At 71.0% G+C, this 22,861-nt stretch carries 24 protein-coding genes and 1 pseudogene; 15 read left to right on the top strand and 10 right to left on the bottom strand.

The genetic code is table 11. From position 1 onward, the window contains the following. Positions 1–18 precede the first annotated feature (18 nt). Positions 19–393 carry a nuclear transport factor 2 family protein gene (locus ABZ880_RS45565; protein ID WP_361276661.1) on the bottom strand — a complete coding sequence of 125 codons (375 nt, stop codon included), beginning with the start codon at positions 391–393 and terminating at the stop codon, positions 19–21. 102 nt (positions 394–495) lie between these two features. Here ABZ880_RS45565 and ABZ880_RS45560 point away from each other — a divergent pair, with 102 nt between their 5' ends. Continuing rightward, entirely contained in the window at positions 496–1,143 is a 648-nt protein-coding gene (locus ABZ880_RS45560; protein ID WP_361276659.1) for a TetR family transcriptional regulator, read from the top strand. On the opposite strand, the gene ABZ880_RS45555 is transcribed toward ABZ880_RS45560, so the two are convergent. Both ABZ880_RS45555 and ABZ880_RS45550 read right to left on the bottom strand, forming a co-directional pair. Continuing rightward, positions 1,140–1,574, bottom strand: a complete 435-nt coding sequence (locus ABZ880_RS45555) for a VOC family protein (protein ID WP_361276657.1) — start codon at positions 1,572–1,574, stop codon at positions 1,140–1,142. The genes ABZ880_RS45560 and ABZ880_RS45555 overlap by 4 nt on opposite strands. A 41-nt stretch (positions 1,575–1,615) precedes the next feature. After that, complete coding sequence (locus ABZ880_RS45550; protein WP_361276654.1) at positions 1,616–2,470, bottom strand: LysR family transcriptional regulator; 855 nt, start codon at positions 2,468–2,470, stop codon at positions 1,616–1,618. Positions 2,471–2,828: 358 nt separating this feature from the next. Here ABZ880_RS45550 and ABZ880_RS45545 point away from each other — a divergent pair, with 358 nt between their 5' ends. The 9 genes from ABZ880_RS45545 to ABZ880_RS45505 are packed head-to-tail and all read left to right on the top strand — an operon-like array spanning position 2,829 to position 11,597. Continuing rightward, positions 2,829–3,542, top strand: coding sequence for a lysophospholipase (locus tag ABZ880_RS45545; RefSeq protein WP_361276651.1), 714 nt, complete (start codon positions 2,829–2,831; stop codon positions 3,540–3,542). Continuing rightward, a complete protein-coding gene (locus ABZ880_RS45540; RefSeq protein ID WP_361276648.1) occupies positions 3,533–4,375 on the top strand; it encodes a sulfurtransferase in 843 nt (280 codons plus the stop codon). Before ABZ880_RS45545 ends, ABZ880_RS45540 begins: the two co-directional genes overlap by 10 nt. Before the next feature lie 12 nt (positions 4,376–4,387). Continuing rightward, entirely contained in the window at positions 4,388–5,266 is an 879-nt protein-coding gene (locus ABZ880_RS45535) for an ABC transporter permease (RefSeq protein ID WP_361276645.1), read from the top strand. Positions 5,267–5,268: 2 nt separating this feature from the next. Further along, a complete protein-coding gene (locus tag ABZ880_RS45530) occupies positions 5,269–5,985 on the top strand; it encodes an ABC transporter ATP-binding protein (RefSeq protein WP_361276642.1) in 717 nt (238 codons plus the stop codon). Beyond that, positions 5,982–6,947: an ABC transporter substrate-binding protein gene (locus tag ABZ880_RS45525; protein ID WP_361276639.1), complete on the top strand. Its 966-nt coding sequence runs from the start codon at positions 5,982–5,984 to the stop codon at positions 6,945–6,947. Before ABZ880_RS45530 ends, ABZ880_RS45525 begins: the two co-directional genes overlap by 4 nt. A gap of 23 nt (positions 6,948–6,970) precedes the next feature. Further along, positions 6,971–8,071, top strand: coding sequence for an LLM class flavin-dependent oxidoreductase (locus tag ABZ880_RS45520; protein WP_361276636.1), 1,101 nt, complete (start codon positions 6,971–6,973; stop codon positions 8,069–8,071). 42 nt (positions 8,072–8,113) lie between these two features. Further along, entirely contained in the window at positions 8,114–9,121 is a 1,008-nt protein-coding gene (locus ABZ880_RS45515) for an ABC transporter substrate-binding protein (RefSeq protein ID WP_361276634.1), read from the top strand. Continuing rightward, positions 9,118–10,224, top strand: coding sequence for an acyl-CoA dehydrogenase family protein (locus ABZ880_RS45510; RefSeq protein WP_361276632.1), 1,107 nt, complete (start codon positions 9,118–9,120; stop codon positions 10,222–10,224). Before ABZ880_RS45515 ends, ABZ880_RS45510 begins: the two co-directional genes overlap by 4 nt. Before the next feature lie 20 nt (positions 10,225–10,244). Beyond that, a complete protein-coding gene (locus tag ABZ880_RS45505) occupies positions 10,245–11,597 on the top strand; it encodes an FAD-linked oxidase C-terminal domain-containing protein (RefSeq protein ID WP_361276629.1) in 1,353 nt (450 codons plus the stop codon). 250 nt (positions 11,598–11,847) lie between these two features. On the opposite strand, the gene ABZ880_RS45500 is transcribed toward ABZ880_RS45505, so the two are convergent. The 3 genes from ABZ880_RS45500 to ABZ880_RS45490 form a co-directional block, all read right to left on the bottom strand. Continuing rightward, positions 11,848–12,246 carry an SseB family protein gene (locus ABZ880_RS45500; RefSeq protein WP_361276626.1) on the bottom strand — a complete coding sequence of 133 codons (399 nt, stop codon included), beginning with the start codon at positions 12,244–12,246 and terminating at the stop codon, positions 11,848–11,850. Positions 12,247–12,370: 124 nt separating this feature from the next. Then, entirely contained in the window at positions 12,371–13,612 is a 1,242-nt protein-coding gene (locus ABZ880_RS45495) for an acyl-CoA dehydrogenase family protein (protein ID WP_361276623.1), read from the bottom strand. Positions 13,613–13,740: 128 nt separating this feature from the next. After that, on the bottom strand, positions 13,741–14,460 hold the full coding sequence (locus tag ABZ880_RS45490; RefSeq protein ID WP_361276620.1) for a peptidase E: 720 nt from the start codon (positions 14,458–14,460) through the stop codon (positions 13,741–13,743). Positions 14,461–14,633: 173 nt separating this feature from the next. Here ABZ880_RS45490 and ABZ880_RS45485 point away from each other — a divergent pair, with 173 nt between their 5' ends. Continuing rightward, positions 14,634–14,777 carry a hypothetical protein gene (locus tag ABZ880_RS45485; RefSeq protein ID WP_361276617.1) on the top strand — a complete coding sequence of 48 codons (144 nt, stop codon included), beginning with the start codon at positions 14,634–14,636 and terminating at the stop codon, positions 14,775–14,777. A gap of 6 nt (positions 14,778–14,783) precedes the next feature. Here the strand turns inward: ABZ880_RS45485 and ABZ880_RS45480 are convergent, their stop codons facing one another. Both ABZ880_RS45480 and ABZ880_RS45475 read right to left on the bottom strand, forming a co-directional pair. Next, on the bottom strand, positions 14,784–15,326 hold the full coding sequence (locus ABZ880_RS45480; RefSeq protein ID WP_361276614.1) for an isochorismatase family protein: 543 nt from the start codon (positions 15,324–15,326) through the stop codon (positions 14,784–14,786). Next, entirely contained in the window at positions 15,323–16,816 is a 1,494-nt protein-coding gene (locus ABZ880_RS45475; protein WP_361276611.1) for a cytosine permease, read from the bottom strand. Before ABZ880_RS45475 ends, ABZ880_RS45480 begins: the two co-directional genes overlap by 4 nt. Positions 16,817–17,005: 189 nt before the next feature. Here ABZ880_RS45475 and ABZ880_RS45470 point away from each other — a divergent pair, with 189 nt between their 5' ends. Further along, positions 17,006–17,251, top strand: coding sequence for a PLDc N-terminal domain-containing protein (locus tag ABZ880_RS45470; RefSeq protein WP_361276609.1), 246 nt, complete (start codon positions 17,006–17,008; stop codon positions 17,249–17,251). Here the strand turns inward: ABZ880_RS45470 and ABZ880_RS45465 are convergent. Then, positions 17,203–17,682, bottom strand: a complete 480-nt coding sequence (locus ABZ880_RS45465; protein ID WP_361276606.1) for a hypothetical protein — start codon at positions 17,680–17,682, stop codon at positions 17,203–17,205. The genes ABZ880_RS45470 and ABZ880_RS45465 overlap by 49 nt on opposite strands. Before the next feature lie 63 nt (positions 17,683–17,745). Further along, positions 17,746–19,185 carry an NADP-dependent phosphogluconate dehydrogenase gene (gene gndA / locus ABZ880_RS45460; protein ID WP_361276603.1) on the bottom strand — a complete coding sequence of 480 codons (1,440 nt, stop codon included), beginning with the start codon at positions 19,183–19,185 and terminating at the stop codon, positions 17,746–17,748. Positions 19,186–19,370: 185 nt separating this feature from the next. Here gndA and ABZ880_RS45455 point away from each other — a divergent pair, with 185 nt between their 5' ends. The 3 genes and pseudogenes from ABZ880_RS45455 to ABZ880_RS45445 all read left to right on the top strand — a co-directional run. Further along, a complete protein-coding gene (locus ABZ880_RS45455; RefSeq protein ID WP_361276601.1) occupies positions 19,371–20,816 on the top strand; it encodes a glyceraldehyde-3-phosphate dehydrogenase in 1,446 nt (481 codons plus the stop codon). 105 nt (positions 20,817–20,921) lie between these two features. After that, the gene (locus ABZ880_RS45450) at positions 20,922–22,373 is read left to right on the top strand and encodes a cytosine permease (RefSeq protein ID WP_361276598.1); all 1,452 of its coding nucleotides are present in this window, start codon (positions 20,922–20,924) and stop codon (positions 22,371–22,373) included. A gap of 288 nt (positions 22,374–22,661) precedes the next feature. Further along, positions 22,662–22,861: pseudogene (locus ABZ880_RS45445) on the top strand (sugar ABC transporter substrate-binding protein); the annotation flags it as partial.

Genomic DNA, 22,861 nt, shown 5'->3' with positions numbered 1-22,861 from the left:
GGTCCCTCTGATTCCTCGTCAGTTCCGCTGCTGCAGGGCACCGATGTGCAGATGGGCGAGCCGCCAGCCGTCGTCCTGGCGCACCGCGAGGAGTGTGACCCTGAACCGGTCCGACTTGTCCTCGCCGTTCAGGCTGGTCTCCTGTGCCAGGACGCCGACCACGACCGCCGCGGCGTCGTAGTCGCGCACCTGTGGATCCTGCACGGTGAACGCGCGGTTCACCAGGCCCTTGCGGAACCGCTCCAGCCATTGCCTGCGCCCCAGGACGAACCCCAGCGGCCCCACGCCGGCGAAGTCGTCGGTGAGCAGCGCGTCCACGCTCTCGACGTCGTTGCGCTCCTCACCCTGCGTCCAGCTGTGCACCAGGTCGAGGACTTCTTTCCGTGCAGCCATGGATGTCGACCTCCTCAGGTGTGCCACGAACCGTGTCGAGCGCCATTGCTAGGGTAACCCTAAAGTTAGAGTGACCCTATGAAAGAGCGGGTGGAGAGACACATGGGTCTCCGGGAGCTGAAGAAGCAGCAGATGCGGGACCGGATCGGCGACACCGCGTGGCGGCTTTTCGCCGAGCGGGGCTTCGACCGGGTCACGGTCGTCGAGGTGGCCCGTGCCGCACAGGTCTCCGAGGCGACGGTGTTCAACTACTTCCCCACCAAGGAGGACCTCTTCTACTCGCGCTTCGAGGCCTTCGGGGAACAGCTCGTCGAGGCGGTCCGCACCCGTCCTCCCGGCGAGTCGGCGCTCGCCGCCTTCCGGCGCCGGCTGCTGGCGACCTCGGGGCTGCTGGCCCAGGTCGAGGCCGGTGACGCCCTCGCGCTCACCCGGCTCCGTACCATGAACCGCATGATCGCGGACAGCCCGGCCCTCCAGTCCCGCGAGCAGCGTGCCCTCACCGCCTGCGTCGACGCCCTCGCCGCCGCGCTGGCCGCCGAGTCGGCCGCTGCGGACGACGACGTCACGGCCCGGGTCGCGGCAGACGCCCTCTTCGCAGTCCACCGCGCACTGATCGCCCACGTACGGCATCGGGTCCTGTCGGACGAGGCGCCCGTCCGCCTCGCCACCGAGGTGCGTCAACTGGCCGAGCGGGCCTTCGAGTTGCTGGAGGACGGGCTCCGGGACTACGCCTCCGAGGGGAGCTCCTAGACGCCGCCGAAGTCGGGGAGCGTCACCGAACCGTCCTCGGCCAGGGGGAATCCGGGGTTGTGGGCGATCTCCCAGGCGTGGCCGTCCGGGTCGACGAAGGCGCTGGAGTAGAACCCGATGGCGTTGACGGCCGCGGGCTTGGTGATGGTCCCGCCCGCCGGTTCGACGGCCGCGAGCAGGGCGTCGACCTCCGCCTCGGACCGGACGTTGTGCGCGAGGGCGATCCCGCCGAAGCCGCTCGCCGGACCGGGTTCCAGGCCGCAGTCCCGCGCGAGTTCGTCCCGGCCCCACAGGACCAGTCCCAGGCCGCCCGCCTGGAAGAAGACCGTCTCCTGGACTTCCTGCCCGCGCCAGCCCAGTGCCTCGTAGAAGGCCTTGGAGCGTGCGAGATCGGAGACACCCAGCGTGATCAGTGTGATGCGCTGTTCCATGCGACGACGGTACTGCGCCCGTGGTGGGCAGCGGTGCGATCTCAGCCCTGCCGCAGCAGATCCCGTACGGCGGTGAAGGCGGCCTCGACCGTTGCCGGGTCCGCGCCCGGGCGGGCCAGGGCGCTCATGGGGATCGGAGTGACGGACGGCAGGCCCTCATAGGGGGTCAGGCCGTCGGGGGCGGGGCCGACCGCGGCGAGCAGGGCCACCCCTTCGCCGGTGCGGGCGATGTCCAGGACACCCGCGAGATATCCGGCGTCGCCGACGACCGTGGCGGGCACCCCGTGGGCGGCGAGGGTGGCGATGGCGCGGCGGCGGATCGCGCAAGGGTCCTCGATGGCGACCAGCGGCACGGGGGCGGGCGCGGTCGGCTGCTCCCAGCCCGGCACCGCATGCCAGGTCAGCGGGAGTCCGCCGACAGGTGTGCCCTCGGTGGCGGCGGCCTCGGTGACGTACACCGCGACGTCGACGCTGCCGCGCTCCACGGCCTCCACGAGACGGGCGGAGCGGTCGATACGGAAGCGCACCCGGCAGCCGGGACGCACCTCCTGGACGGCGGCGGTCAGCCGGGGCAGGAACTGGTCGGCGGCGTGCTCGGTGGAGCCGACGGTGACGGTGTCGCCGTCCGCGTCGAGCAGGGTGCGTACGGCCTCGTCGTGCACGGCGAGGATGCGACGGGCCTGTTCCAGCAGCAGGCGACCCTCGGGGGTGAACCGGGTGCCGCGGCCCTCGCGTTCCACGACGGGCCACCCCAGCGTCTTCTCCAGCCTGCGGACGTGCTGGCTGACCGCCGACTGGCTCAGGGCGAGCGTCCGGGCGGCGCGATGGAAGCCGCCGCAGTCGGCTATCGCGGTCAGGCTGCGCAGGGCCACGATGTCGAGGACAGGTTGGGGCATGCCGTGACACTAACCGCTGCCGCCGATCGATCGCGATACCTGATCGGTTTCGATGCGGAATCATCGTTGGACGCGGTCGACCGCCGCCGGTCATGATGGGCGCATGTTGCACGCGACCGCTTCTGCTGCCCTGCTGACGCAGCGCCGAGTCATCGACTTCGGCGTGGCGTGCAGCGCGCGCTGTCGCTGAGCTTCCCCTCGGTGCGCCGCCACCGTCCGAGCTGATCACGCCTGCTCGTCACTGACTGTCAGCTGACCTTCGCTGACACGTGACAGCCCCTCTCGGCTGCCCGCATGCCCTGCACGGCTGCCTACCCCTGCCCCGAACGCCCGGCTCCGCAAAGGGAGTTGCCCCCTCATGTCGTCATCCTTCTCCTGGGACGAACCCGAAGGCCTCGCCGCCCGCGGCACGCTGATCGTGCTCGCGGGGCGCGGTGAGCACCCTGGTGTGTACGAGCGGTTCGGCCGCCGACTCGCCTTCGACGCCTACCGGGTGCGCGCCCTCGGCGACGCGTCCGCCGATCCGTCCGTGCTCGACGAGGCCGCCAAGCTGCTCGCCGACGAGTCGCTGCCCGGCCCGAAGGTGCTGGTCGGCTCGGACACGGGCGCCCGCTTCGCCGCGCACCTGGCCGCCGAGCAGACGGCAGGCCTCGACGCGCTGATCCTGGCCGGCCTGCCCACCGCGCCCTGGACGTCCGGGAGTTGGGAAACAGAGGTCCAGGCCCGCACCGCCTGCCCCACGCATCAGGGCCGCCTCACCCACGACCCGGACTTCCGGCGGGGAGCCCTGGAAGTGACCCCGGACCTGCCGGAGTTGCGACTCGACCTGGTGCACGTCCCGGTCCTCGCCCTGCACGGCAAGGACGACGTGGTGAGCCCGGTCGGGGACGCGCTGAGTGCCTACCAGGGGCATCCGGGCGTGCGGACGGTGACCTTCGCCGGCGGTCGGCACGACGTCCTCAACGACGCGCTGCACCGCACCTCCGCCGCCACGGTCGTGCTGTTCCTGGAGCGGCTGCGGCTGTCGGCCGAGCTGCCCGCGATCGCGGAGGGCGACCTGGCATGGGTGTGACGATCACTGCCTTCGAGCTCCGTGAGCTGCTCGACTCCGACACCCCGCCCGTCGTGCTCGACGTCCGCTGGGCGCTGGGCGATCCGCATGGTCGCGAGCACTACGCCGAGGGACACATCCCTGGCGCCGTCTTCGCGGACCTGGACCGGGAGTTGGCCGCTCCGCCGAGCCCGGAGGGCGGGCGGCATCCGCTGCCCGACCTCGCGGATCTGCAGGCGTCGGCCAGGAAGTGGGGGCTGCGCGAGGCCCAACAGGTCGTTGTCTACGACGACTTGGGCAACACAGCCGCCGGGCGGGCCTGGTGGCTGCTGCGGTACGCCGGCATCGCGCACGTGACGCTGGTCGACGGGGCGTTGGGGGCGTGGCGGGCCGCCGGGCTGCCGCTTGAGTCCGGGGTTCCGGCCGATCCGCCGGCCGGGGACGTCGTGCTGCGCGCAGGCCATCTGCCGGTCACCGACGCCGACGGTGCCTCCGAACTCGCCGTAGAGGGGCTGCTGTTGGATGCCCGGGCGGGTGAGCGGTACCGGGGTGAGGTGGAGCCGGTGGATCCGCGGGCGGGGCACATCCCGGGTGCGGTGTCCGCGCCGACCGGGGAGAACCTCGCGGCCGACGGGACCTTCCTGCCCGCCGACGAGCTGCGCAAGCGGTTCGAGGGGGAGGGGGCGACCCGGGCGAAGCCCATCGGGGTCTACTGCGGCTCGGGGGTGACCGCCGCCCATCAGATCGCCGCGCTGGAGATCGCCGGGTTCGAGGCGGTGCTCTTCCCCGGCTCCTGGTCCGCGTGGTCCGCCGATCCCGCCCGCCCGGCCGCGACCGGGCCGTCACCCTCCTGAAGGAACCCCGCCATGACGACGAAACCGCTCGACGCGGGTGTGCTGTCGAAGCAGGACCTCCCCGAGGCGCCCGCACCGGCCACCCGTGTCACCATCCGCGGCACCGCGAAGAGCGGCCGCCGCCTCACCGTCCCCCGCTCCGTGCGCCGGGCCGCGGGACCCGTGGGTCTCGTGCTCCTGTGGTTCCTCACCTCCGCCACCGGAGTGCTCCCCGAGTCCGTGTTGGCCTCCCCCGTCGATGTCGCACGACAGGCTGTCGAGCTGACGAAGAGCGGTGAACTGCCCAGCGCCATCGCCGCGTCGGGGCGCCGGGCCGCCATCGGCTTCGCGATCGGCGCGTCGGTCGCGCTGAGCCTGTCCCTGCTGGCCGGACTGTTCCGGCTCGGCGAGGACGTCATCGACTCCTCGATGGGCATGTTCCGGGCGATCCCCTGGGTGGGCCTGATCCCCCTGTTCATCGTGTGGTTCGGCATCGAGGAAACACCGAAGATCGCGCTGGTCGCGCTAGGGGTCACGTATCCGCTGTACTTCAACATCTACGGCGGCATCCGCTCCACCGACGCCCAACTCGTCGAGGCCGCACGGATGATGGGCCTCGGCCGGTTCGGCCTGATCAAGTACGTGATTCTGCCGAGCGCGCTGCCCGGTGCCCTCGTGGGGCTCCGGTACGCGCTGTCCACCGCCTGGCTGGCGCTGGTCTTCGCCGAGCAGATCAACGCGGACGCGGGGCTGGGCTATCTGATGAGCAACGCCCAGCAGTACTTCCGCACGGACGTCATCGTGCTGTGCCTCGTGGTGTACGCGCTGCTGGGGCTGGCCTGCGACTTCGCGGTACGGATCCTGTCGCGGCGGCTGCTGACCTGGCGGGCCAACTTCGAGGGTGAGGCCTAGAGATGCCCAACAGCGTGGAAATACGGGGGCTTTCGCGGGCCTTCGACGGCAACACCGTTCTGCACGACCTCGATCTCGACATCCACGAGGGCGAGTTCGTGGCCCTGCTCGGACACAGCGGCTGCGGCAAGTCGACACTGCTGAGGATCCTCGCCGGACTCGACGACGAGATCGGCGGCGAGGTGACCGTGCCCGCGCGGCGCAGTGCCGCCTTCCAGTCGCCGCGGCTGCTGCCCTGGCTGAAGGTGTGGCGCAACGTCGTCCTCGGGCTGCCCGGGCGACCCGACAAGACCCTCGCGCTGAAGGCCCTCGACGAGGTCGGCATCGCGGACCGCGCCACCGTCTGGCCCAAGACCCTCTCCGGCGGCCAGGCCCAGCGCGTCTCGCTCGCCCGCGCCCTGGTGCGCGAGCCCGAACTGCTGCTGCTGGACGAGCCGTTCGGCGCCCTGGACGCACTGACCCGCGGCAAGGTGCAGCAACTCGTCGCCGAGCTGTGGCGATTGCACGGCTGCGCGATCCTCCTGGTCACCCACGACGTGGAGGAGGCGCTGCTGCTCGCCGACCGCGTCCTGGTGATGGACGAGGGCCGCATCGCCCATGAGCTGACCGTCGAGCTGCCCCGCCCCCGCGATCTGACCGCCCCCGAGTTCGTGACCCTGCGCGCCCGCCTCCTGAACTGGCTCGGCGTGACCCACACCCTGGAAGGAACCCCCTCGTGATCCGCAGAATCGCCGCCGCCACGCTGAGCCTTTCCGCCCTGCTGACGCTGACCGCCTGCGGCGCGGACTCCTCGGCGGACGCCTCCTCCAAGGAGGCCACCCTCACCATCGGCGACCAGGCCAAGACCCTGCAGACCATCGTCGAGGCTTCCGGCGCGCTCAAGGGCGCCAAGTACCAGGTGAAGTGGGCCGAGTTCGAGGGCGCGGCCCCGCTGTACCAGGCGGTGCAGGCGGGTGCCGCCGACACCGGGTACTCCGCCGATCTGCCGGCGCTGCAGGCGCTCAGCGGCGGAGTGAAGGTCAAGAACGTCGCCGCGCTGAAGAACGACGGCACGCACGTCGGCATCGTCGTCCGCAAGGACTCCGGCATCGACAGCGTCAAGGACCTCAAGGGCCAGAAGGTCGTGGTGTCCTCGGCCAAGGGCAGCGTCTCGGAGTATCTGCTGGCCAACGCCCTCAGGCAGAACGGCCTCAGCTACCAGGACGTCAAGGTCCAGTACCTGCTGCCGACCGACGCGCAGGCCGCCTTCGCCTCCGGGAAGATCAAGACCTGGGCGATCTTCGGCGTCTACCAGGCCGTCGCCCTGGAGCAGGGCGGCAGGCTCCTCGTCGACGGCGGGGACGGCCGGGTCAGCGGCATCGGGTTCATCAACGCCTCCGAGAAGGCCCTCGCCGACTCCTCGAAGAAGGCCGCGCTCGCCGACTTCCTCAAGCGCCTCGGCACGGCCCTGAAGTGGACCAGCACCCACCAGGAGGCCTACGCCAAGGCCATCGAACAGCGCAACGGCGCCGACGCCACCGTCGCCAAGACGCTCGCCTCCGCCGCGTACAGCAAGGTCCTGCCGATCACGGCCGACGTGAACAAGACCGTGCAGGGCGTGGCCGACCTCATGAACGGCATCGGCGTGCTGGACCCGAACGTCGACGTGGCGAAGTCGGCCGACACCTCTCTCCTCAAGTGACCTTTTCGACAAGGGAGTTGACCATGCCTGTCGAGTTCATCAGCGCCGTCCACACGGATGCCGGCGCGTCGGGCCCCGCCGCCTCGAGCCGGACCGGCCTCGACATCCACCACTTGCGCAAGTACGCCCGCGCCCTGGACGACGGCGGCTTCGACCACACCCTGGTCGCCTACCACTCGGCCTCGCCCGACGCCTTCCAGATCGCCCAGTTCGTCGCCACCCACACGGAGCGGATCCGGCCGATCCTGGCCCACCGCCCCGGCGTCGTGTTCCCGACCCATGCATCCCGCGCCCTGGCCACCCTGGACCAGATCAGCAACGGCCGGCTCACGCTGCACATCATCTCCGGCGGCAGCGACGAGGAGCAGCACCGCGAGGGCGACTACCTGGGCAAGGCCGAGCGCTACGAGCGTTCGGACGAGTACATCCAGATCCTCCGCAAGGTGTGGCAGGCCGAAGGGCCGGTCTCGCACGAGGGCAAGTACTTCCGGTTCGAGGGCTACTACTCCGACGTGAAGCCCGTGAACGGGCTGATCCCGATCTCCGTGGGCGGCTCCTCCCAGGACGCCTACCGGGTCGGCGGGCAGCAGGGCGACATCTTCGGGCTGTGGGGCGAGCCGCTGAAGGAGACGGCCGAGCAGATCGCCGCGGTGAACGCGGTCGCGGATGCCGCGGGACGCCCCCGCCCCCGTATATGGGTTTCGTTCCGCCCGATCATCGCACCCACCGACGAACTGGCCTGGGAGAAGGCGCACCGCACGCTGGGCGTACTCCGGGACCAGGCGCAGAACACCGAGTTGCTCCGCCACTACCGAACCACCGGCCGCCCGGCCAACGTCGGCTCCCAGCGCCTCCTCGACATCGCCGAGCGCGGCGAGGTCCACGACCGCTGCCTGTGGACCGCGCCGGCGGTCGCCACCAACGCCGCCGGAGCCTCGACCGCCCTGGTCGGCTCCCCGGAGACGGTCGCCAAGGCGCTGCTCGACTACGTCGACATCGGCTGCGACCTGCTGTCGATCCGGGGCTACGACCCGCTCAACGACGCGATCGACTACGCCCGTCACGTGTTGCCGCTGGTGAGGCAGGAACTCGCCCACCGAGCGGCGACCTCCCGGGCCGCCTGACCCTGTCCCCCTTCGGATTGCGAACACGCTCATGGAGATCCCGTGTTGTTCCGCCGCACCCTGCGCACGTCCGCCGCCGCCCTCGCCCTGCTGCTGCCCTTCGCGGCCGCCTGCGGAGGCAACGCCAAGGCCGAGTCCTCCTCCGACGTCTCCTCCGTGACCCTGCGGGTCGGCTCCACCGGCTGGAGGGTCGAAGAGGCGGTACTCAAGTACGCCCACCTCGACGACACCCCGTACAAGGTCAAATGGAGCCTGTTCCAGGGCGGTGACCAGCAGCTCCAGGCCATCCGTGCCGGGGCGCTGGACCTCGCCTCCTCCAGCGAGATCCCGCCGGTCTTCGCGGCGGCCGACGGCAAGCCCAACTTCAAGGTCGTCGCCGTGCAGCGCGGAGCCACCCTCAACCAGGAGGTGGTCGTCCCCAAGGGCTCGAAGGTGACCGACATCGCCGGCCTGAAGGGCAAGAAGGTCGGTTACGTCCAGAACACCACCGCCCACTACTTCCTGTACAAGCTGCTGCAGCAGGCGGGCCTGAAGTGGTCCGACATCGACGCCAAGCCGCTCCTGCCCAACGACGGGCTCGCCGCCCTCAACGGCGGCGGCATCGATGCCTTCGCCTCCTACGGCACGTCGATCATCACCGCCCACCAGCAGGGCGCGACCACCGTCGGTTCCGGCAAGGACATCCTGTCCGGCAACTTCCTCTGGTCGGCGCGCGACAGCGTGCTGACGAGCCCGGCGCAGAAGGCGGCCGCCGCCGATCTGATCGCACGGATCACCAAGGCCTACACCTACGTCCGCGACGGCCAACAGGACGGCTTCGCGAAGATCACCGCCGAGGCCACCCACCAGCCCCTCGCCCAGGCGAAGAAGGACCTCGTCGACGCCCAGGCACAGCGCCCGACCAAGGCCCGCACGGTCGGGGACGACACCATCGCCTCGCAGCAGAAGGTCGCCGATGCCTTCACCCAACTCGGCGCCCTCAAGCAGCACTTGGACGTGAAGTCGTTCTGGACCACCGACCTGAACGCCGACCTGAAGAAGGCCCTGTGACTGAGCGCATCGCGGAACTGGCCGCCGAGTACGACCGTTCGGCCGCCTTTCCTGCCGAGTCCCTGCGGATCGTGCACGACGCAGGTCTGCTCACCGCGACGATCGGCGAGCGGTACGGCGGCCGGGGCGGGGGCGTCGAGGAGAGCGCCCGGATCCTGCACTCCCTGGGACGGCTCGACCCGTCGGTCGCCCTGATCGCGGCGATGACACTCAACACCCACGCCCGCCAGGCCGCCCAGCCGCACTGGCCGCAGGAGGTGTACGCGCGGGTGGTCAAGGAGTCGTTCGAGCGCCCCGTCCTGATCAACCACGCGCGCGTGGAGCCCGAGTTGGGCTCCCCCGCCCGGGGCGGCCTGCCCGCCACCCGAGCGCGGCGCACGGCCGACGGCTGGGCGATCAGCGGTACGAAACGGTTCGTGACCGGTGCCGACGGGCTCGACTTGTTCCTGGTCTGGGCGACCACCGACGAGGCAGAGCCCCGGGTGGGTACCTTCCTGGTGCCCGGCGGCTCGCCCGGCATCGAAGTCACCGGCCGCTGGGACCAGTTGGGGCTACGGGCCAGCGGCAGTCACGACGTGACGTTCCGGGACGTGCAGGTCCCGTACGAGCACGTCATCGGGATCGGCCCGCACGGGCCGGCCGCTGAGCAGGACAACCGGGCGGGTGCCGCGCTTCATCTCCCGCTGGCGGCGCTCTACTTGGGTGTGGCCCGGGCCGCGCAGTCCTTCTTCCACGCCTTCGCCGGCGAGCGGGTGCCCGCCAACCTCGGTCATCCGGTGGCCCGTACGGAACGCTTCCGGCGGACCGCCGGGGAGATCGAGGTACTGCTTGCCGGCGCCGAACAGTTGGTGTTCGACGGCGCCGCGAAACTCGACGCCCCCGACGCCTCGTACACGCCCGAACAGGCCCTGGGCGCACGGGTGTTGGCCGACCGGCACGGGGTCCGCGCGGTGGAGCTCGCCGTGCGGCTGCTCGGCAATCCGGGGCTGGCCCGAGGCAACCCGCTGGAGCGGCACTTCCGCGACATCCAGTGCGCGCCCGTGCACGCGCCCCAGGAGGACATCTCCCTGCTCGCGATCGGAACGAAGGCCCTGAACCCGTGACAGCAGCACCGGAAACCACCGTGTCAGCGCAGTTCCTCGGCCTGCTCGCCCGTGATCTGCCACCCGACCGGCTGGACACCGACCCGGCCGCGCTCGCCGCGCACACCACCGACCGCTCCGGCACCCCGGCAGCCGGCGAACCCCTCGCCGTCGTGCACGCCCGGCGCACCGAGGACGTGACCGTCACCCTCCGGCACGCGCACGCGCTGGGCGTCCCGGTGGTTCCGCGCGGCGCGGGCACGGGCCTGTCAGGCGGGGCGACGGCAGGCCAGGGCGCGCTCGTCCTGGACCTGTCCCGGATGAACCGCATCCTCGAGCTCTCGGCGGACGACCAGCTCGCGGTCGTCGAACCGGGCGTGATCACCGCGGAGTTGGACCGGGCGGCCGCCGCGCACGGCCTGCGGTACGCGCCCGATCCGGCGAGCGCGGCGCTGTCGACGATCGGCGGGAACATCGCGACCAACGCGGGCGGACTGCGCTGCGCGAAGTACGGGGTGACGCGGGACAGCGTGCTCGGCCTCGAGGCCGTGCTCGCCGACGGCACGGTGATCACCACCGGCCGCAGGACCGTCAAGGGCGTCACCGGCTACGACCTCACCGCGCTGCTCACCGGCTCCGAAGGCACCCTCGCCGTCATCACCTCGGCGACCCTGCGGCTGCGGCCGGTCCCGGTGGCCACGGCCACCCTCGCGGCCTGGTTCGACTCCTTCGAGGCGGCGGCCGACGCGTCGTACGCCATCGCGCGCGCCGGCGTCGTGCCCGCGCTGGCCGAGCTGGTGGACGGGCCGGTGCTGCAAGCCATCGACCCGGCGCTGCGCCAGCGAGGTGCGGCGCTGCTGGTGGTGCAGTGCGACGGAGCCGGTGCGGCGGCCGAGGCGGCGGCCATCGCGCAGGTGCTGACGCCGCAGGCCTCGGCGGTGGAGACCACGGAGGACCCGGCGGAGGCCGAGCGGCTGCTGGCCGCGCGCCGCCTCGCGCTGCCCGCTCTGGAACGGCTGGGCCGACCGCTGATCGAGGACATCGCGGTGCCGCGCTCCCGGCTGGCCGAGGCGGTGCGCGAGATCCGGGACATCTCCGCGCGGCACAGCGTGCCCGTGTTCACCATTGCGCACGCGGCGGACGGCAATCTGCACCCGATCATCGTGGTCGACCCGTCCCTGGACCGGCTGCCGGACGCGGCCTGGGAGGCGGCCGGCGAGATCTTCGCCCTGGCGTTGCGGCTCGGCGGCACGCTCACCGGCGAGCACGGCGTGGGCGTGCTGAAACGGCAGTGGGTCGCCGACGAACTCGGGGCCGCCGCGCACGCGTTGCAGCGGCGGCTGAAGGACGTGTTCGACCCGCGAGGGATTCTCAACCCCGGCAAGAGTCTCTGAGGGCGCCGGCGATTCTCCGGGTGCGCGCGACTCTCTGCATGCGGGGCGCGGAAATGCCACGATCCGCCGTGTTCTGCGGACGGGTGGCGCGTATCCGGGAGCGGCGCGACGGTCGCGGCGGTCGTATCGTCTGGCACGGCGACCGCAGGCGCCGGGCGTGAGCGGGGTCGGCGCCGTTCAACTGCGGGCCGCGCGGGAGCCCGGGTGCGGGAAGGGGGCGGAGGACGTCCGCCCCCTTCCCGGGCCCGTCCTACGGCCGGGACAGCAGCGTCCGTACGCCTTCGGAGGTGAGCGTCAGCGGGTGCTCGGAGCCGGCGTCTATGGTGAGCGAGAGATCATCGGCGGGCCACTGCGAGGCCAGCGCGCCCAGTGGTACCAGGCGGTAGCGGGAGACGAACGGCAGCAGCTCGGCCATCTCGCCCTCCGAGGTGAACACGGGCACCACCGGGTCGCCGCCCGGCTGTTCCAGGACCGGCAGGGCCACCGCGCCCGGGTCGCCGTCCTCCTGACCGGCGTCGTCGGGCACGGGCACCAGCACCTCGCTCAGGGCGAGCGTGTCCAGCGCCCTCTCGTCCTCGGTGTTCACGGCCAGCGCGTCCAGCGCCTGCCGGGCCGGTGTGGTGGTGTGGTCGTTGGCAGGTGTGTCCATGGCAGATCCCCTGGTAGCGGCGGTCGTACGGCCCGCCCCGGGCAAGATCGCTCCCGGGCACGGGTCCTGCTCGCGTACCCGCTCCGGACCAGGACATTCCTGCTTTCCCCAGGGAACCGGGCCGTCAGGGAATCAGCGGTATGTCATCCGAGGGCAGGCCGAAGCGGTCGCAGCCGACCCGGCGGGTCAGCGGCTCGTACATGCCGGCGCCCACATGGGACCAGTACGTGGCCGCGTCCCGGAAGTAGCGCTGCATCCGCTCGCCGTCGCGGGCATGCCGGGAACCGGCGGTGCGGAAGAGGGTGCCCTGCAGTACGTCCCATGCCGTGCGCCCGGCGTTGAGGAACATCAGCGCGAGCCGGTTGTCCTCGACGGCGGTGAACGGTGCTTCGCCGGCCACATTGCGCCGGCACGCCTCCATCCAGTCCTGCGCGGTCCGCCGCAGCGCCGCCTCGGCCATGTCGATCAGGCCGAGCGCCTCGCCGAGGTGGCGCTGGTAGTCGGGCAGGCCGGCGCGGGTGCGGTCGGGTTCCAGGGCGAGCGGGCGGGCGGCGACGGCCCGGGCGTACTCGTCGGCGGCGGCGTACGCGGTGCCGATCATGATGGCAGCCAGTTCGCCGTGGAAGAAGCTCGGTGCCCGCCCGGCGTACATCGCATTGCCGTGCAGCTTCGAGCCGACGCTGCCGCCCTCGACGGGCAGGTCGAGCAGGAAGGCCTCCCGGGTGAGGTACGCGGGGATGCGGGCCTGTTCCATGTGGATGCTGTTGGAGCCGCTGCCGCGCAGGCCGAGGACGCCGTGCCAGTCGTCGAGCACCGTCCACACCGCGCGCGGCGCGACGAACAGCACGGGCGGCCCGGGCGGGTCGCCGGGGGTGGCGGGGGCGCGCAGGGTCTGGCCCACGTAGTGGGTGGAGTACGGCGCCCCCGAGGAGTACGGCCAGGTGCCGTCGAGGACGACATGGCCGTCGCCGTCGGGCTGTGCCACCCCGACCGGCACGACCGTGGACGCGGCCCGGAAGTCGCCGTCGGCGCCGAAGATCTCGTCCTGCGCCTTCTCGTCGAAGAGCGTGGCGACCTGGAGCACATGGGCGGCGGTGAGCGAGAGCGCCCAGCCGGTGGAGGGGCAGCCACGGGCGATCTCGGTGACCACGCGGTAGAAGGCGGGCAGCCCGAACTCGTAGCCGCCGTAGCGCCGCGGCTGGAGCATCCGGTAGAAGCCGGCCCGCAGGAAGTCGTCGTGGGTGTCCTTGGGGTAGTGCGTCAACTGTTCGGTCTCCGGCTGCCGTTCGAGCAGCACGGGCCTGAGCGCTACGGCGCGCTCGATGATCTCGCTTTCGGTGAGGGTGGGTTCGGGAGCGGCGAGCACGGTGCCTCCTGACGGGTGGGGCCGTCGGTTTCGTGACGCGATACGAGTGATTGAACACGGCAAGTGCCTTGCGGTACCGACCGGATAAGGCCAAGGTCTTCCCGCCGGTGCGACTCACTCGACGCCACTCACTTGAGCAGGCGGCACGGCAGCGCCCGTTCGTCCGCCCCGCCCCGCCCGTCCCGCTCCACCCGGTACACCCGGGCGCCCGGCAGCCTGCTCACCGTCTCCGTCAGCCGGCCGTCCGTGAACAGCGCGCCCACGCCGTCGTCCAGCGCCCAGCCGGCGGGCAGTGCTCCGTCGGCCACGGCTGCCCGGTAGGAGGGGCGGCGGCCCGGTTCGCTGTCGTAGTGCGGGCAGACCGAGCCGGGGAGCAGGCCCAGGCCGTCCGGGAGGAAGGTGAGGGGGCCGAAGGAGTCGGTGTGCGAGCCCTCGGCCCAGCAGTTGGCGCCGGCGCTGATGCCGCACAGCAGGGTGCCGCGGTCGTAGGCCTCGCGCAGCAGTCGATCCACGCCGTGCACCCACCACACGGCCAGCATGTTCGCCGTGTTGCCGCCGCCGACGTACACGACGTCCTGCGCCAAGAGGAACGAGCGCAGCCCTTCGTCGTCCAACTCCCTTTGGAACAACGACAGTACGGACGCCTCGCAGTCCTCGCGCGAGCGGAACGCGGCGAGGAATCTCTCGACATACGCGAGGGCGTCTCCACTGGCGGTGGGCAGGAAGCAGACGCGCGGGCGGGCGGTGGGCGCGTGGCTGAGCAGCCAGTCGTCCAGCACTCCGTCGTCGTCGAGGCTGAAGCCGCCGCCGAGGAGGGCCAGGCGGTGCTGTACGGGAGCAGCGGACACGGGAGCGCCTCCTGGAGGGACGGGGTGTCCGGGAACCCTGCCGTGGCGTGAGCCGCGCTGGCAATGGGATATCGCCACCAAGCGACTGAATGCGCAGGCTGGACGGCGTGTCCGGGCGAGCGGAGCGACCGGCTCGGAGGCAGGGTGGTCGAGGCTCTCGTCGAGGAGGAACCGTGAAGCGTCGTGTCGTCGCCGCCCTGACCGCTGCCCTCACCGGGCTGATCCTGTTCGCCGTACCCGCCGCGGCTCACGACGGCCGCGGCAACGTCGAGAGCAACGACTGGAACTTCCCGCTCACCAACATCGGCCTGCTGTAGCGCTGTTCACCCCTCCAGCAGCTCCGCCACGGTGGTCACGCGGACCAGCGGCCGGTACAGGTCCATGACCTGCAGCGCCTTGGCGTGCGAGTCGTCGTCCGCGCCCGCGCAGGCGTCGGCGGGGACCAGCACCTCGATGCCGGCGTCGGCGGCGGCGAGCGCGGTGGACAGGACGCAGCAGTCGGTGCTGACGCCGGCCAGGACCAGGCGGCCCTCGGGGCCGACGAGCCGGGCCAGTTCCGGGGTCCACTTGCCGAAGGTCGTGGCGTCCACGACACGCCCTGTGTGCTGGGCGAACTCGTCGGCCAGCTCCCAGAGCCGGTCGTCCGGCGGCTGGAGCGCGAAGGACCACCGGTCGTAGTACGCGCGCCAGGCGCCCTCGGGTTTCGCGGGGGCCACGAAGCGGGTGAAGGCCACGCGGTCACCGAAGGCCGGCAGCAGGCGTCGCACTCCTGCCGCGGCCTCGGTGAAGCGAGGGGTGGCCCAGGGGCTGTCCGGCTCGGCGAAGACGCGCTGCATGTCGATCACGGCGAGCAGGCCGGTGGTCATACGGCTGCTCCTTCGTCCGCCGGGCTCGGGGCCTGGGCCTCCTGGCTGCGGACCCGGGTGCGGGTCAGGGCCAGGGTGCCGAGGAAGCCGAGGGCGAGGGCGGCGAGGACACCCAGGTTGGCGTAGGCCCAGGCGCCGGACTTGCCGCCGAGGCCGAACGGCTCGAGGAGGTAGCCCTGCCAAGTCAGCCAGCTGGCCGCGGAGTTGGTGACCAGGCCCCAGCCGAGGGCGGTGGCGGCCAGGGTGAGGAGCAGCGGGGTGAGCGGTACGTCGCCGTAGCGGCCGGTGGGGCGGTAGAGGTCGCCCTCGTCATAGTCGCGGCGGCGCAGGGCCAGGTCGGCGAGCATGATGCCGCACCAGGCGGCGATGGGGACGCCGAGGGTGGTGAGGAAGCCCATGAACTGGCCGAGGAAGTCGTCGGCGAAGAAGACGATGTAGATCGAGCCCGCGATCATCAGGACGCCGTCGACGAAGGCGGCCACGTAGCGGGGGATGCGGATACCCGCCGACAGCAGGGCCAGGCCGGAGGAGTAGATGTCGAGGACCGCGCCGCCGACCAGGCCGAGCACGGCGACCACCGCGAACGGGACCAGGAACCAGGTCGGCAGGATGATGGTGAGCGCGCCGATCGGGTCGGCTGCGATGGCGGTGTTGAGCTTGGTGGAGGAGCCGGCCAGCAGCAGGCCGAAGACCAGCAGGAGCAGCGGGGCCACGGAGGCGCCGAAGGTGGTCCAGCCGATCACGCCGCGGCTGGAGGAACTGCGCGGCAGATAGCGGGAGTAGTCGGCGGCGGCGTTGACCCAGCCGAGGCCGAAGCCGGTCATCATGAAGACCAGCGCGCCGATGAACTCCTGGGCGGAGCCCGCCGGGAGGGCGCTGACGGTGCTCCAGTGGATTTGGTCGGCGACGAGGCCGATGTAGACGACGGTGAGCACGCCCGTGACGACGGTGATCACGGTCTGCAGCCGCATGATCAGGTCGAAGCCCATCACGCCGCCGACGACGGTGAGCGCGCCGACCAGGACGAGGGCGACCACCTTGGTCTCGGTGCCGCCGCCCCAGCCGAGCCGGTCGAAGACGGTGGCGGTGGCCATGGTGGCGAGTGCGCACAGCACGGTCTCCCAGCCGACGGTGAGGACCCAGGAGATCACCGAGGGCAGACGGTTGCCCCGGACGCCGTACGCGGCGCGGCTGAGGACCATCGTGGGCGCGGAGCCGCGTTTGCCGGCCACCGCGACGAAGCCGCAGAGCAGGAACGAGAAGACGATGCCGATGACGCCGGCGATCAGCGCCTGCCAGAAGGAGATCCCGAAACCGAGGGCGAAGGCGCCGTAACTCAGGCCGAGGACGGAGACGTTGGCGCCGAACCAGGGCCAGAACAGCGTCCGCGGGCTGCCCTTGCGCTCGGCGTCCTTGATGACGTCGAGGCCGTGCGTCTCGACCTGGAGCTGTCGGCCCGCCACCACTCTGCCGTCGGGGATGTCTGCCATCGTCGACCTGCCTGTTCTGGTGTGTTTGCTGGAGGCTAAGTGGGGGCCGGTCGGGCGTCAATGATCAATGGGGCGGACGCGTCGGCATCCGCCGTGAACCGATCGGGCGGCCTCGTCCGATGAAGGGGCGAACAGACAGGAGCCCCGTGCCCGTTGGCGGCGCCGGGCCCATCGGGAAGGAACCAGCCCATGTCGACCGTTGCCGTCTTCGCCCTCTACGCCCTGGTGGTCGCGCTGTACCTGCACACGCTCGTGGACTGCGTCAGGACCCCGCCCGCGCGGACGCGCTACCTGCCGAAGACGGTCTGGGTGCTCGCCCTGCTCTGGGCCCCGGTCCTGGGCGGCCTGGCCTGGCTCTACCTCGGCAAGGGGCCGGAAGTCGAGCCTCAGCGCGCCCAGAACGGCAGCGGCGGGCAGATGTTGGCGCAGGTGTAGCCGCCGGGCATGAGCAGGCCTGCGTCGTCCTCGTTGTTGGCGCCGCCCGCGAAGTAGACCTCGGGGACCCAGCCCCAGCGGCCGTTGTCCGCCTTGGCGCTGCCCCACCAGAAGTTCTCGGCGGACCCGGCGCGGAAGGTCTGGCCCTTCAACTCGGTGACGAACCAGTTGGCGGCGCCCTGTTCGAGATACCCGACGACGGGGGTGCCCGGTGAACGCGTGGCGTACACCGGGACATGGCCCTGGGTGAGGTTGCAGTACCTGACCTCCGTCCCCGGCCACGCGCGGCCGGTGCCGGGGTCGGTGAGGTCCTTCTTGGTGGGGTTGTGGCAGGGGACGTTGTCGGTGGCGCGGGCGGCGGGGGCGGTCAGGCCCGCGAGGCCGGCGAGTGCGACGGCGGCCGTGACGAGTCCGCGCTTGATGTGGATCATGCAGTCGGGAACGAGGGGTCCCCGGGGATGGTCACGGCGCCGCGTCCGTCCGGACGGTGCTGGTCAGGCCGTGGTTTCGTGGCGCTCGGGGGCGGACCAGTGGGTGTGGAAGGTGCCGGGGCGGTCGGTGCGCCGGTAGGTGTGGGCACCGAAGAAGTCGCGCTGGCCCTGCAGGAGGGCGGCGGGCAGCCGGTCGGCGCGCAGGGTGTCGTAGTGGGAGAGGGCGGCGGAGAAGGCGGGGACGGGGATGCCGCGGCGGGCGGCGGAGGCGACGATCTCCCGCCAGGGGACCTGTGCATCGGTGATCTCCATCGCGAACTCCATCTCGCCGAGCAGGCTGACCAGGTCGCGGTCGGCGGCGTAGGCGGCGCGGATGCGGTCGAGGAAGGAGGCGCGAATGATGCAGCCGCCGCGCCAGATCCGGGCGACGGTGCCGAGGTCGATCTTCCAGCCGTACTCGGCGGCCGCGTCCTGGATCATCTTCCAGCCCTGGTCGTAGGCGATGACCTTGGACGCGTACAGGGCGTGCTCGACCTGGGAGGCGAAGCGGTCGGCCTCGGTGCGGCTGAGCTGGGGCCGGGTGCCGCCGGGCAGCCCGGAGTAGGCGGCGCGCAGTTCGCTCTGGCCGGAGGCGGCGCGGGCGAAGGTGGCCTGGGCGATGGCGGTGACCGGGGAGGCCAGGTCGAGTGCGGTCTGCACGGTCCAGCGGCCGGTGCCCTTCTGGCCGGCGGCGTCCTGGACGATGTCGACGAACGGCTGCCCGGTCTCGGGGTCGGTGTGGGCCAGCACCTCGGCGGTGATCTCGATCAGGTAGGAGCCGAGCCGGCCCTCGTTCCAGCGGTGGAAGATGTCCGCGATCTCGGCCGGCTGGTAGCCGGCGACCTGGCGCAGCAGGTCGTAGGCCTCGGCGATGAGCTGCATGTCGGCGTACTCGATGCCGTTGTGGACCATCTTGACGAAGTGCCCGGCGCCGTCGCTGCCGATGTGGGCGGCGCAGGGCTCGCCGTCGACCTTGGCGCTGATGGTCTCGAACATCGGGCCGAGGACGTCGTACGACTCCGCCGAGCCGCCGACCATGATGGACGGTCCCTCGAGCGCGCCCTCCTCGCCGCCGGAGACGCCGGTGCCGACGAAGTGGATGCCACGCTCGCGCAGGGCGGCCTCGCGGCGGCGGGTGTCGGCGAAGTGGGCGTTGCCGCCGTCGATGATCATGTCGCCGGGCTCGAGGAGCTGGGCGAACTCGTCGATGACCGCGTCGGTGGCGGCACCCGCCTGCACCATGATCATGAGCCGGCGGGGGCGTTCGAGGGCGGCCACGAACTCCTCGGCGCTCTCGGCGGGGACGAACGTGCCTTCGTCGCCGTACACCTCGACGAGCGCGCGCGTGCGGCCGACCGTGCGGTTGTGGACGGCGACGGTGAAGCCGCGGCGGGCGAAGTTGCGCGCCAGGTTGCGGCCCATCACACCCAGGCCGGTCACGCCGATGGCTGCGGTTGCGTTCATGGTGTTCGTCCCTCGATCGGTGCGTTGGCGGTGGCGGGGCGGGGCGGCCCCATGACCGTGAGGTACGGACGGGCGGCCGGATCGTCTCGATCCAGGTGGCGTTCACCACTCCGGCACCCCCGATCGATCAAACGAAACATCGACGGTTTATCATCTGAGCGCTGCCTAGCTCGAAAGATGGATCTGTGACTGTCAACGACGACTCGTTCACCAACTGGAAGACCCGCGAGGAGACCGCGGAGTCGATGATCCCGATCATCGGGAAGCTGCACCGCGAGCGGGACGTCACCGTCCTGCTGCACAGCCGCTCCTTGGTGAACAAGTCGGTGGTCAGCATCCTCAAGACGCACCGGTTCGCCCGGCAGATCGCCGGCGAGGAGCTCTCGGTCACCGAGACCCTGCCGTTCCTGCAGACGCTGACCTCGCTGGACCTGGGTCCGTCCCAGATCGACATCGGCAGGCTCGCCGCGAGCTACAAGAGCGACGACCGCGGTCTGACGGTGGAGGCGTTCACCGCCGAGGCCGTCGCGGGTGCCACGGGCGCCAACAAGATCGAGCGCGGCGGGGGCCGGGACGTCGTCCTGTACGGCTTCGGGCGCATCGGCCGGCTCGTGGCCCGGCTGCTGATCGAGAAGGCCGGCTCCGGCAACGGCCTGCGGCTGCGCGCGATCGTGGTGCGCGGCGGGGGCGAGCAGGACATCGTCAAGCGGGCCTCGCTACTGCGCCGGGACTCGATCCACGGCCAGTTCCAGGGCACGATCACCGTGGACGAAGAGAGCAGCACGATCTTCGCCAACGGCAACGCGATCAAGGTGATCTACGCGAACGACCCGTCCGAGGTCGACTACACCGCGTACGGCATCAGCAACGCCATCCTGATCGACAACACCGGCAAGTGGCGCGACCGCGAGGGCCTGTCCCAGCACCTGCGCCCCGGCGTCGACAAGGTTGTGCTGACCGCGCCGGGCAAGGGTGACGTCCCGAACATCGTGCACGGCGTCAACCACGACAGGATCAAGCCGGACGAGCAGATCCTGTCCTGCGCCTCCTGCACCACCAACGCGATCGTGCCGCCGCTGAAGGCGATGGACGACGAGTTCGGTGTGCTGCGCGGCCACGTGGAGACGGTCCACTCGTTCACCAATGACCAGAACCTGCTGGACAATTACCACAAGGCGGACCGTCGCGGCCGTTCCGCGCCGCTCAACATGGTGATCACCGAGACCGGTGCCGCCTCCGCCGTGGCGAAGGCGCTGCCCGACCTCAAGGCGCCCATCACCGGCAGCTCGATCCGGGTCCCCGTGCCGGACGTCTCGATCGCCATCCTGAGTCTGCGGCTCGGCCGCGAGACGGACCGCGAGGAAGTCCTCGACTACCTCCGCGAGGTGTCGCTGACCTCCCCGCTGAGGCGCCAGATCGACTTCACCACCGCCCCCGACGCGGTCTCCAGCGACTTCATCGGCTCGCGGCACGCCTCGATCGTCGACGCCGGGGCCACCAAGGTCGACGGCGACAACGCGATCCTCTACCTCTGGTACGACAACGAGTTCGGCTACTCCTGCCAGGTCATCCGCGTCGTCCAGCACGTCTCCGGGGTGGAGTACCCGACCTTCCCGAGCCCGGCGGTCTGACCCGTCCGCGAAATGTCCGGTCAAGGGTCGGCAATGCGACCACTTGACCGGACGCTTCCGGGGAATGCATGGGCCACAGGGGCGGATCAGCACTCTGGAGGCGCCGTGACCGCAGCATCAGAGCCCCGGGTATCGGGCCTGGAGATCCGCTCCATCGACTACGTCCCGCTGGACGAGCGCCACGGCAAGCTCTGGCACCTGGGCCCGCTGTGGTTCATGTCGAACGCCCAGATCGCCACGCTCGCGGTGGGCCTGATCAGCATCACCGAGGGCGGCAACCTCATCTGGTCGCTGATCGCGATCGTGGCGGGCACCGTCCTCGGCACCTTCTTCATGGCCTTCCACTCGGCGCAGGGCCCGCAGCTGGGCCTGCCGCAGATGATCCAGTCGCGGCCCCAGTTCGGCTACGTCGGTGCCCTGTTGGTGTGGCTGTTCGCCTACGTCCAGTACGCGGGCTTCAACGTCTTCAACACCATCCTCGCGGGCGAGGCCATGCACACCACCGTCCACGGCGGCGTCAAGCTGTGGGTGGTCGTGGTCACCGTCGTCGCCCTGGTCATCGCGCTGGTGGGCTACGACGTCATCCACAAGGCCGAGCAGTTCCTGACGTACTCCTTCCTGGTCGTCTTCGGGATCTTCACCGTCGGTGTCCTGGTCACGCTGCACTACCCGGCGGGCTCGTTCGACCTCGGCGCCTTCAAGTGGACGCCGTTCCTTGCCCAGTTCGGCGTGGTCGCCGGCTACCAGATCAGCTGGGCGATCTACGTCTCCGACTACTCCCGCTATCTCCCGCCGAACGTCACCGTCCGCAAGACCTTCTACTGGACGTACTTCGGCTCGGCCCTCGGCGGCATCTGGCTGATGGTCCTCGGCGCGCTGCTGGCCGCCTGGGCGGGCAAGGACTTCGAGACCATCAGGTCGATCAACGCGGCGGGCGACAAGGTGTTCAGCGGGTTCGGCGCGATCGTGCTGCTGTTCGCGGTCCTTGGCCTGGTCTCCGTCACCGCGCTGAACATGTACGGCGGTTCGCTCACGCTCATCAGCGCCATCGACTCGATCAAACGGGTGCGGCCGACACTCGGCGTACGGCTGGTGACCATCGGCCTGACCGCGGCGCTCTCCCTGGTCGGCGCGCTGGCCGCGACCTCCGACTTCCTGGAGAACTTCAACAACTTCCTGCTGCTGGTGCTCTATCTGTTCATCCCGTGGACCGCGGTGAACCTGATGGACTACTACGTGGTGCGCCGCGGCCACTACGCCATCGCGGAGATCTTCAACCCCCACGGGATCTACGGCCGTTGGGGATGGCACGGCATCATCGCGTATCTGGTCGGCTTCGGCGTCATGGTCCCCTTCTTCTCCGTCGGCACGCTGTACGTCGGCCCCGTCGCCGACGCGCTGGACGGCGCCGACATCTCGCTGTTCGTCGGGCTGCCGGTCGCCGCGGTGCTGTACTGGCTGCTGACCCGCTCCATCGACGTGGACGCCGAGCAGCGGATCGCGGAGGCCGAGGCGGAGGCGCTGGAACAGGCGGCGCACGAGCACCGCGAACCCTGACGGTTCCCCGTCGGCACACACGGGGCGGCGGCCCGGGTCGGCGGCCTCACCAGGCCTTTCGGCACCTCACAGAGTCTTTTGTCGATACGTCCTGACATACCTGTTGACATCTCTCCGAGGGCGCTCCATAGTGCGTGCTACTAGAGCGCGCTAATGAAGCGCTCTAGCGACGGTGAAGCAGGCGGTCCCCACCGATGACCGCTGCAGACCGCTCCCCCGCGCCGCCACACCCGGGTTTCCGCGCTGCCCACACGATCCGCCCGACCGCACAGCGAGGTGCAAGGGACTATGCACAGACACCACCGAGCCGCCGCCTTCACCGCCGTCGCCCTGACCGGCGCCCTGCTCGCCACCGCCTGCTCCAGCAGCTCCGGCGGCAAGAAGTCCGAAGAAAACGACGCCGCCGCCTCCGCCGGCAAGGCCACCACCCCCCGCATGACCGTCGCCATGGTCACCCACGCCTCCCCCGGCGACACCTTCTGGGACCT

Source organism: Streptomyces sp. NPDC047043 (genome assembly GCF_040644055.1).
Lineage (GTDB): Bacteria > Actinomycetota > Actinomycetes > Streptomycetales > Streptomycetaceae > Streptomyces.
This window is presented reverse-complemented; position numbering and strand designations above follow the sequence as displayed.

Excerpts from the sequence above, each read along its gene's own strand:
- ABZ880_RS45565 (WP_361276661.1), bottom strand. The coding sequence starts at position 393 with ATGGCTGCACGGAAAGAAGTCCTCGACCTGGTGCACAGCTGGACGCAG.
- ABZ880_RS45560 (WP_361276659.1), top strand. The coding sequence starts at position 496 with ATGGGTCTCCGGGAGCTGAAGAAGCAGCAGATGCGGGACCGGATCGGC.
- ABZ880_RS45555 (WP_361276657.1), bottom strand. The coding sequence starts at position 1,574 with ATGGAACAGCGCATCACACTGATCACGCTGGGTGTCTCCGATCTCGCA.
- ABZ880_RS45550 (WP_361276654.1), bottom strand. The coding sequence starts at position 2,470 with ATGCCCCAACCTGTCCTCGACATCGTGGCCCTGCGCAGCCTGACCGCG.
- ABZ880_RS45545 (WP_361276651.1), top strand. The coding sequence starts at position 2,829 with ATGTCGTCATCCTTCTCCTGGGACGAACCCGAAGGCCTCGCCGCCCGC.
- ABZ880_RS45540 (WP_361276648.1), top strand. The coding sequence starts at position 3,533 with ATGGGTGTGACGATCACTGCCTTCGAGCTCCGTGAGCTGCTCGACTCC.
- ABZ880_RS45535 (WP_361276645.1), top strand. The coding sequence starts at position 4,388 with ATGACGACGAAACCGCTCGACGCGGGTGTGCTGTCGAAGCAGGACCTC.
- ABZ880_RS45530 (WP_361276642.1), top strand. The coding sequence starts at position 5,269 with ATGCCCAACAGCGTGGAAATACGGGGGCTTTCGCGGGCCTTCGACGGC.
- ABZ880_RS45520 (WP_361276636.1), top strand. The coding sequence starts at position 6,971 with ATGCCTGTCGAGTTCATCAGCGCCGTCCACACGGATGCCGGCGCGTCG.
- ABZ880_RS45500 (WP_361276626.1), bottom strand. The coding sequence starts at position 12,246 with ATGGACACACCTGCCAACGACCACACCACCACACCGGCCCGGCAGGCG.
- ABZ880_RS45480 (WP_361276614.1), bottom strand. The coding sequence starts at position 15,326 with ATGACCACCGGCCTGCTCGCCGTGATCGACATGCAGCGCGTCTTCGCC.
- ABZ880_RS45475 (WP_361276611.1), bottom strand. The coding sequence starts at position 16,816 with ATGGCAGACATCCCCGACGGCAGAGTGGTGGCGGGCCGACAGCTCCAG.
- ABZ880_RS45470 (WP_361276609.1), top strand. The coding sequence starts at position 17,006 with ATGTCGACCGTTGCCGTCTTCGCCCTCTACGCCCTGGTGGTCGCGCTG.
- ABZ880_RS45465 (WP_361276606.1), bottom strand. The coding sequence starts at position 17,682 with ATGATCCACATCAAGCGCGGACTCGTCACGGCCGCCGTCGCACTCGCC.
- gndA (WP_361276603.1), bottom strand. The coding sequence starts at position 19,185 with ATGAACGCAACCGCAGCCATCGGCGTGACCGGCCTGGGTGTGATGGGC.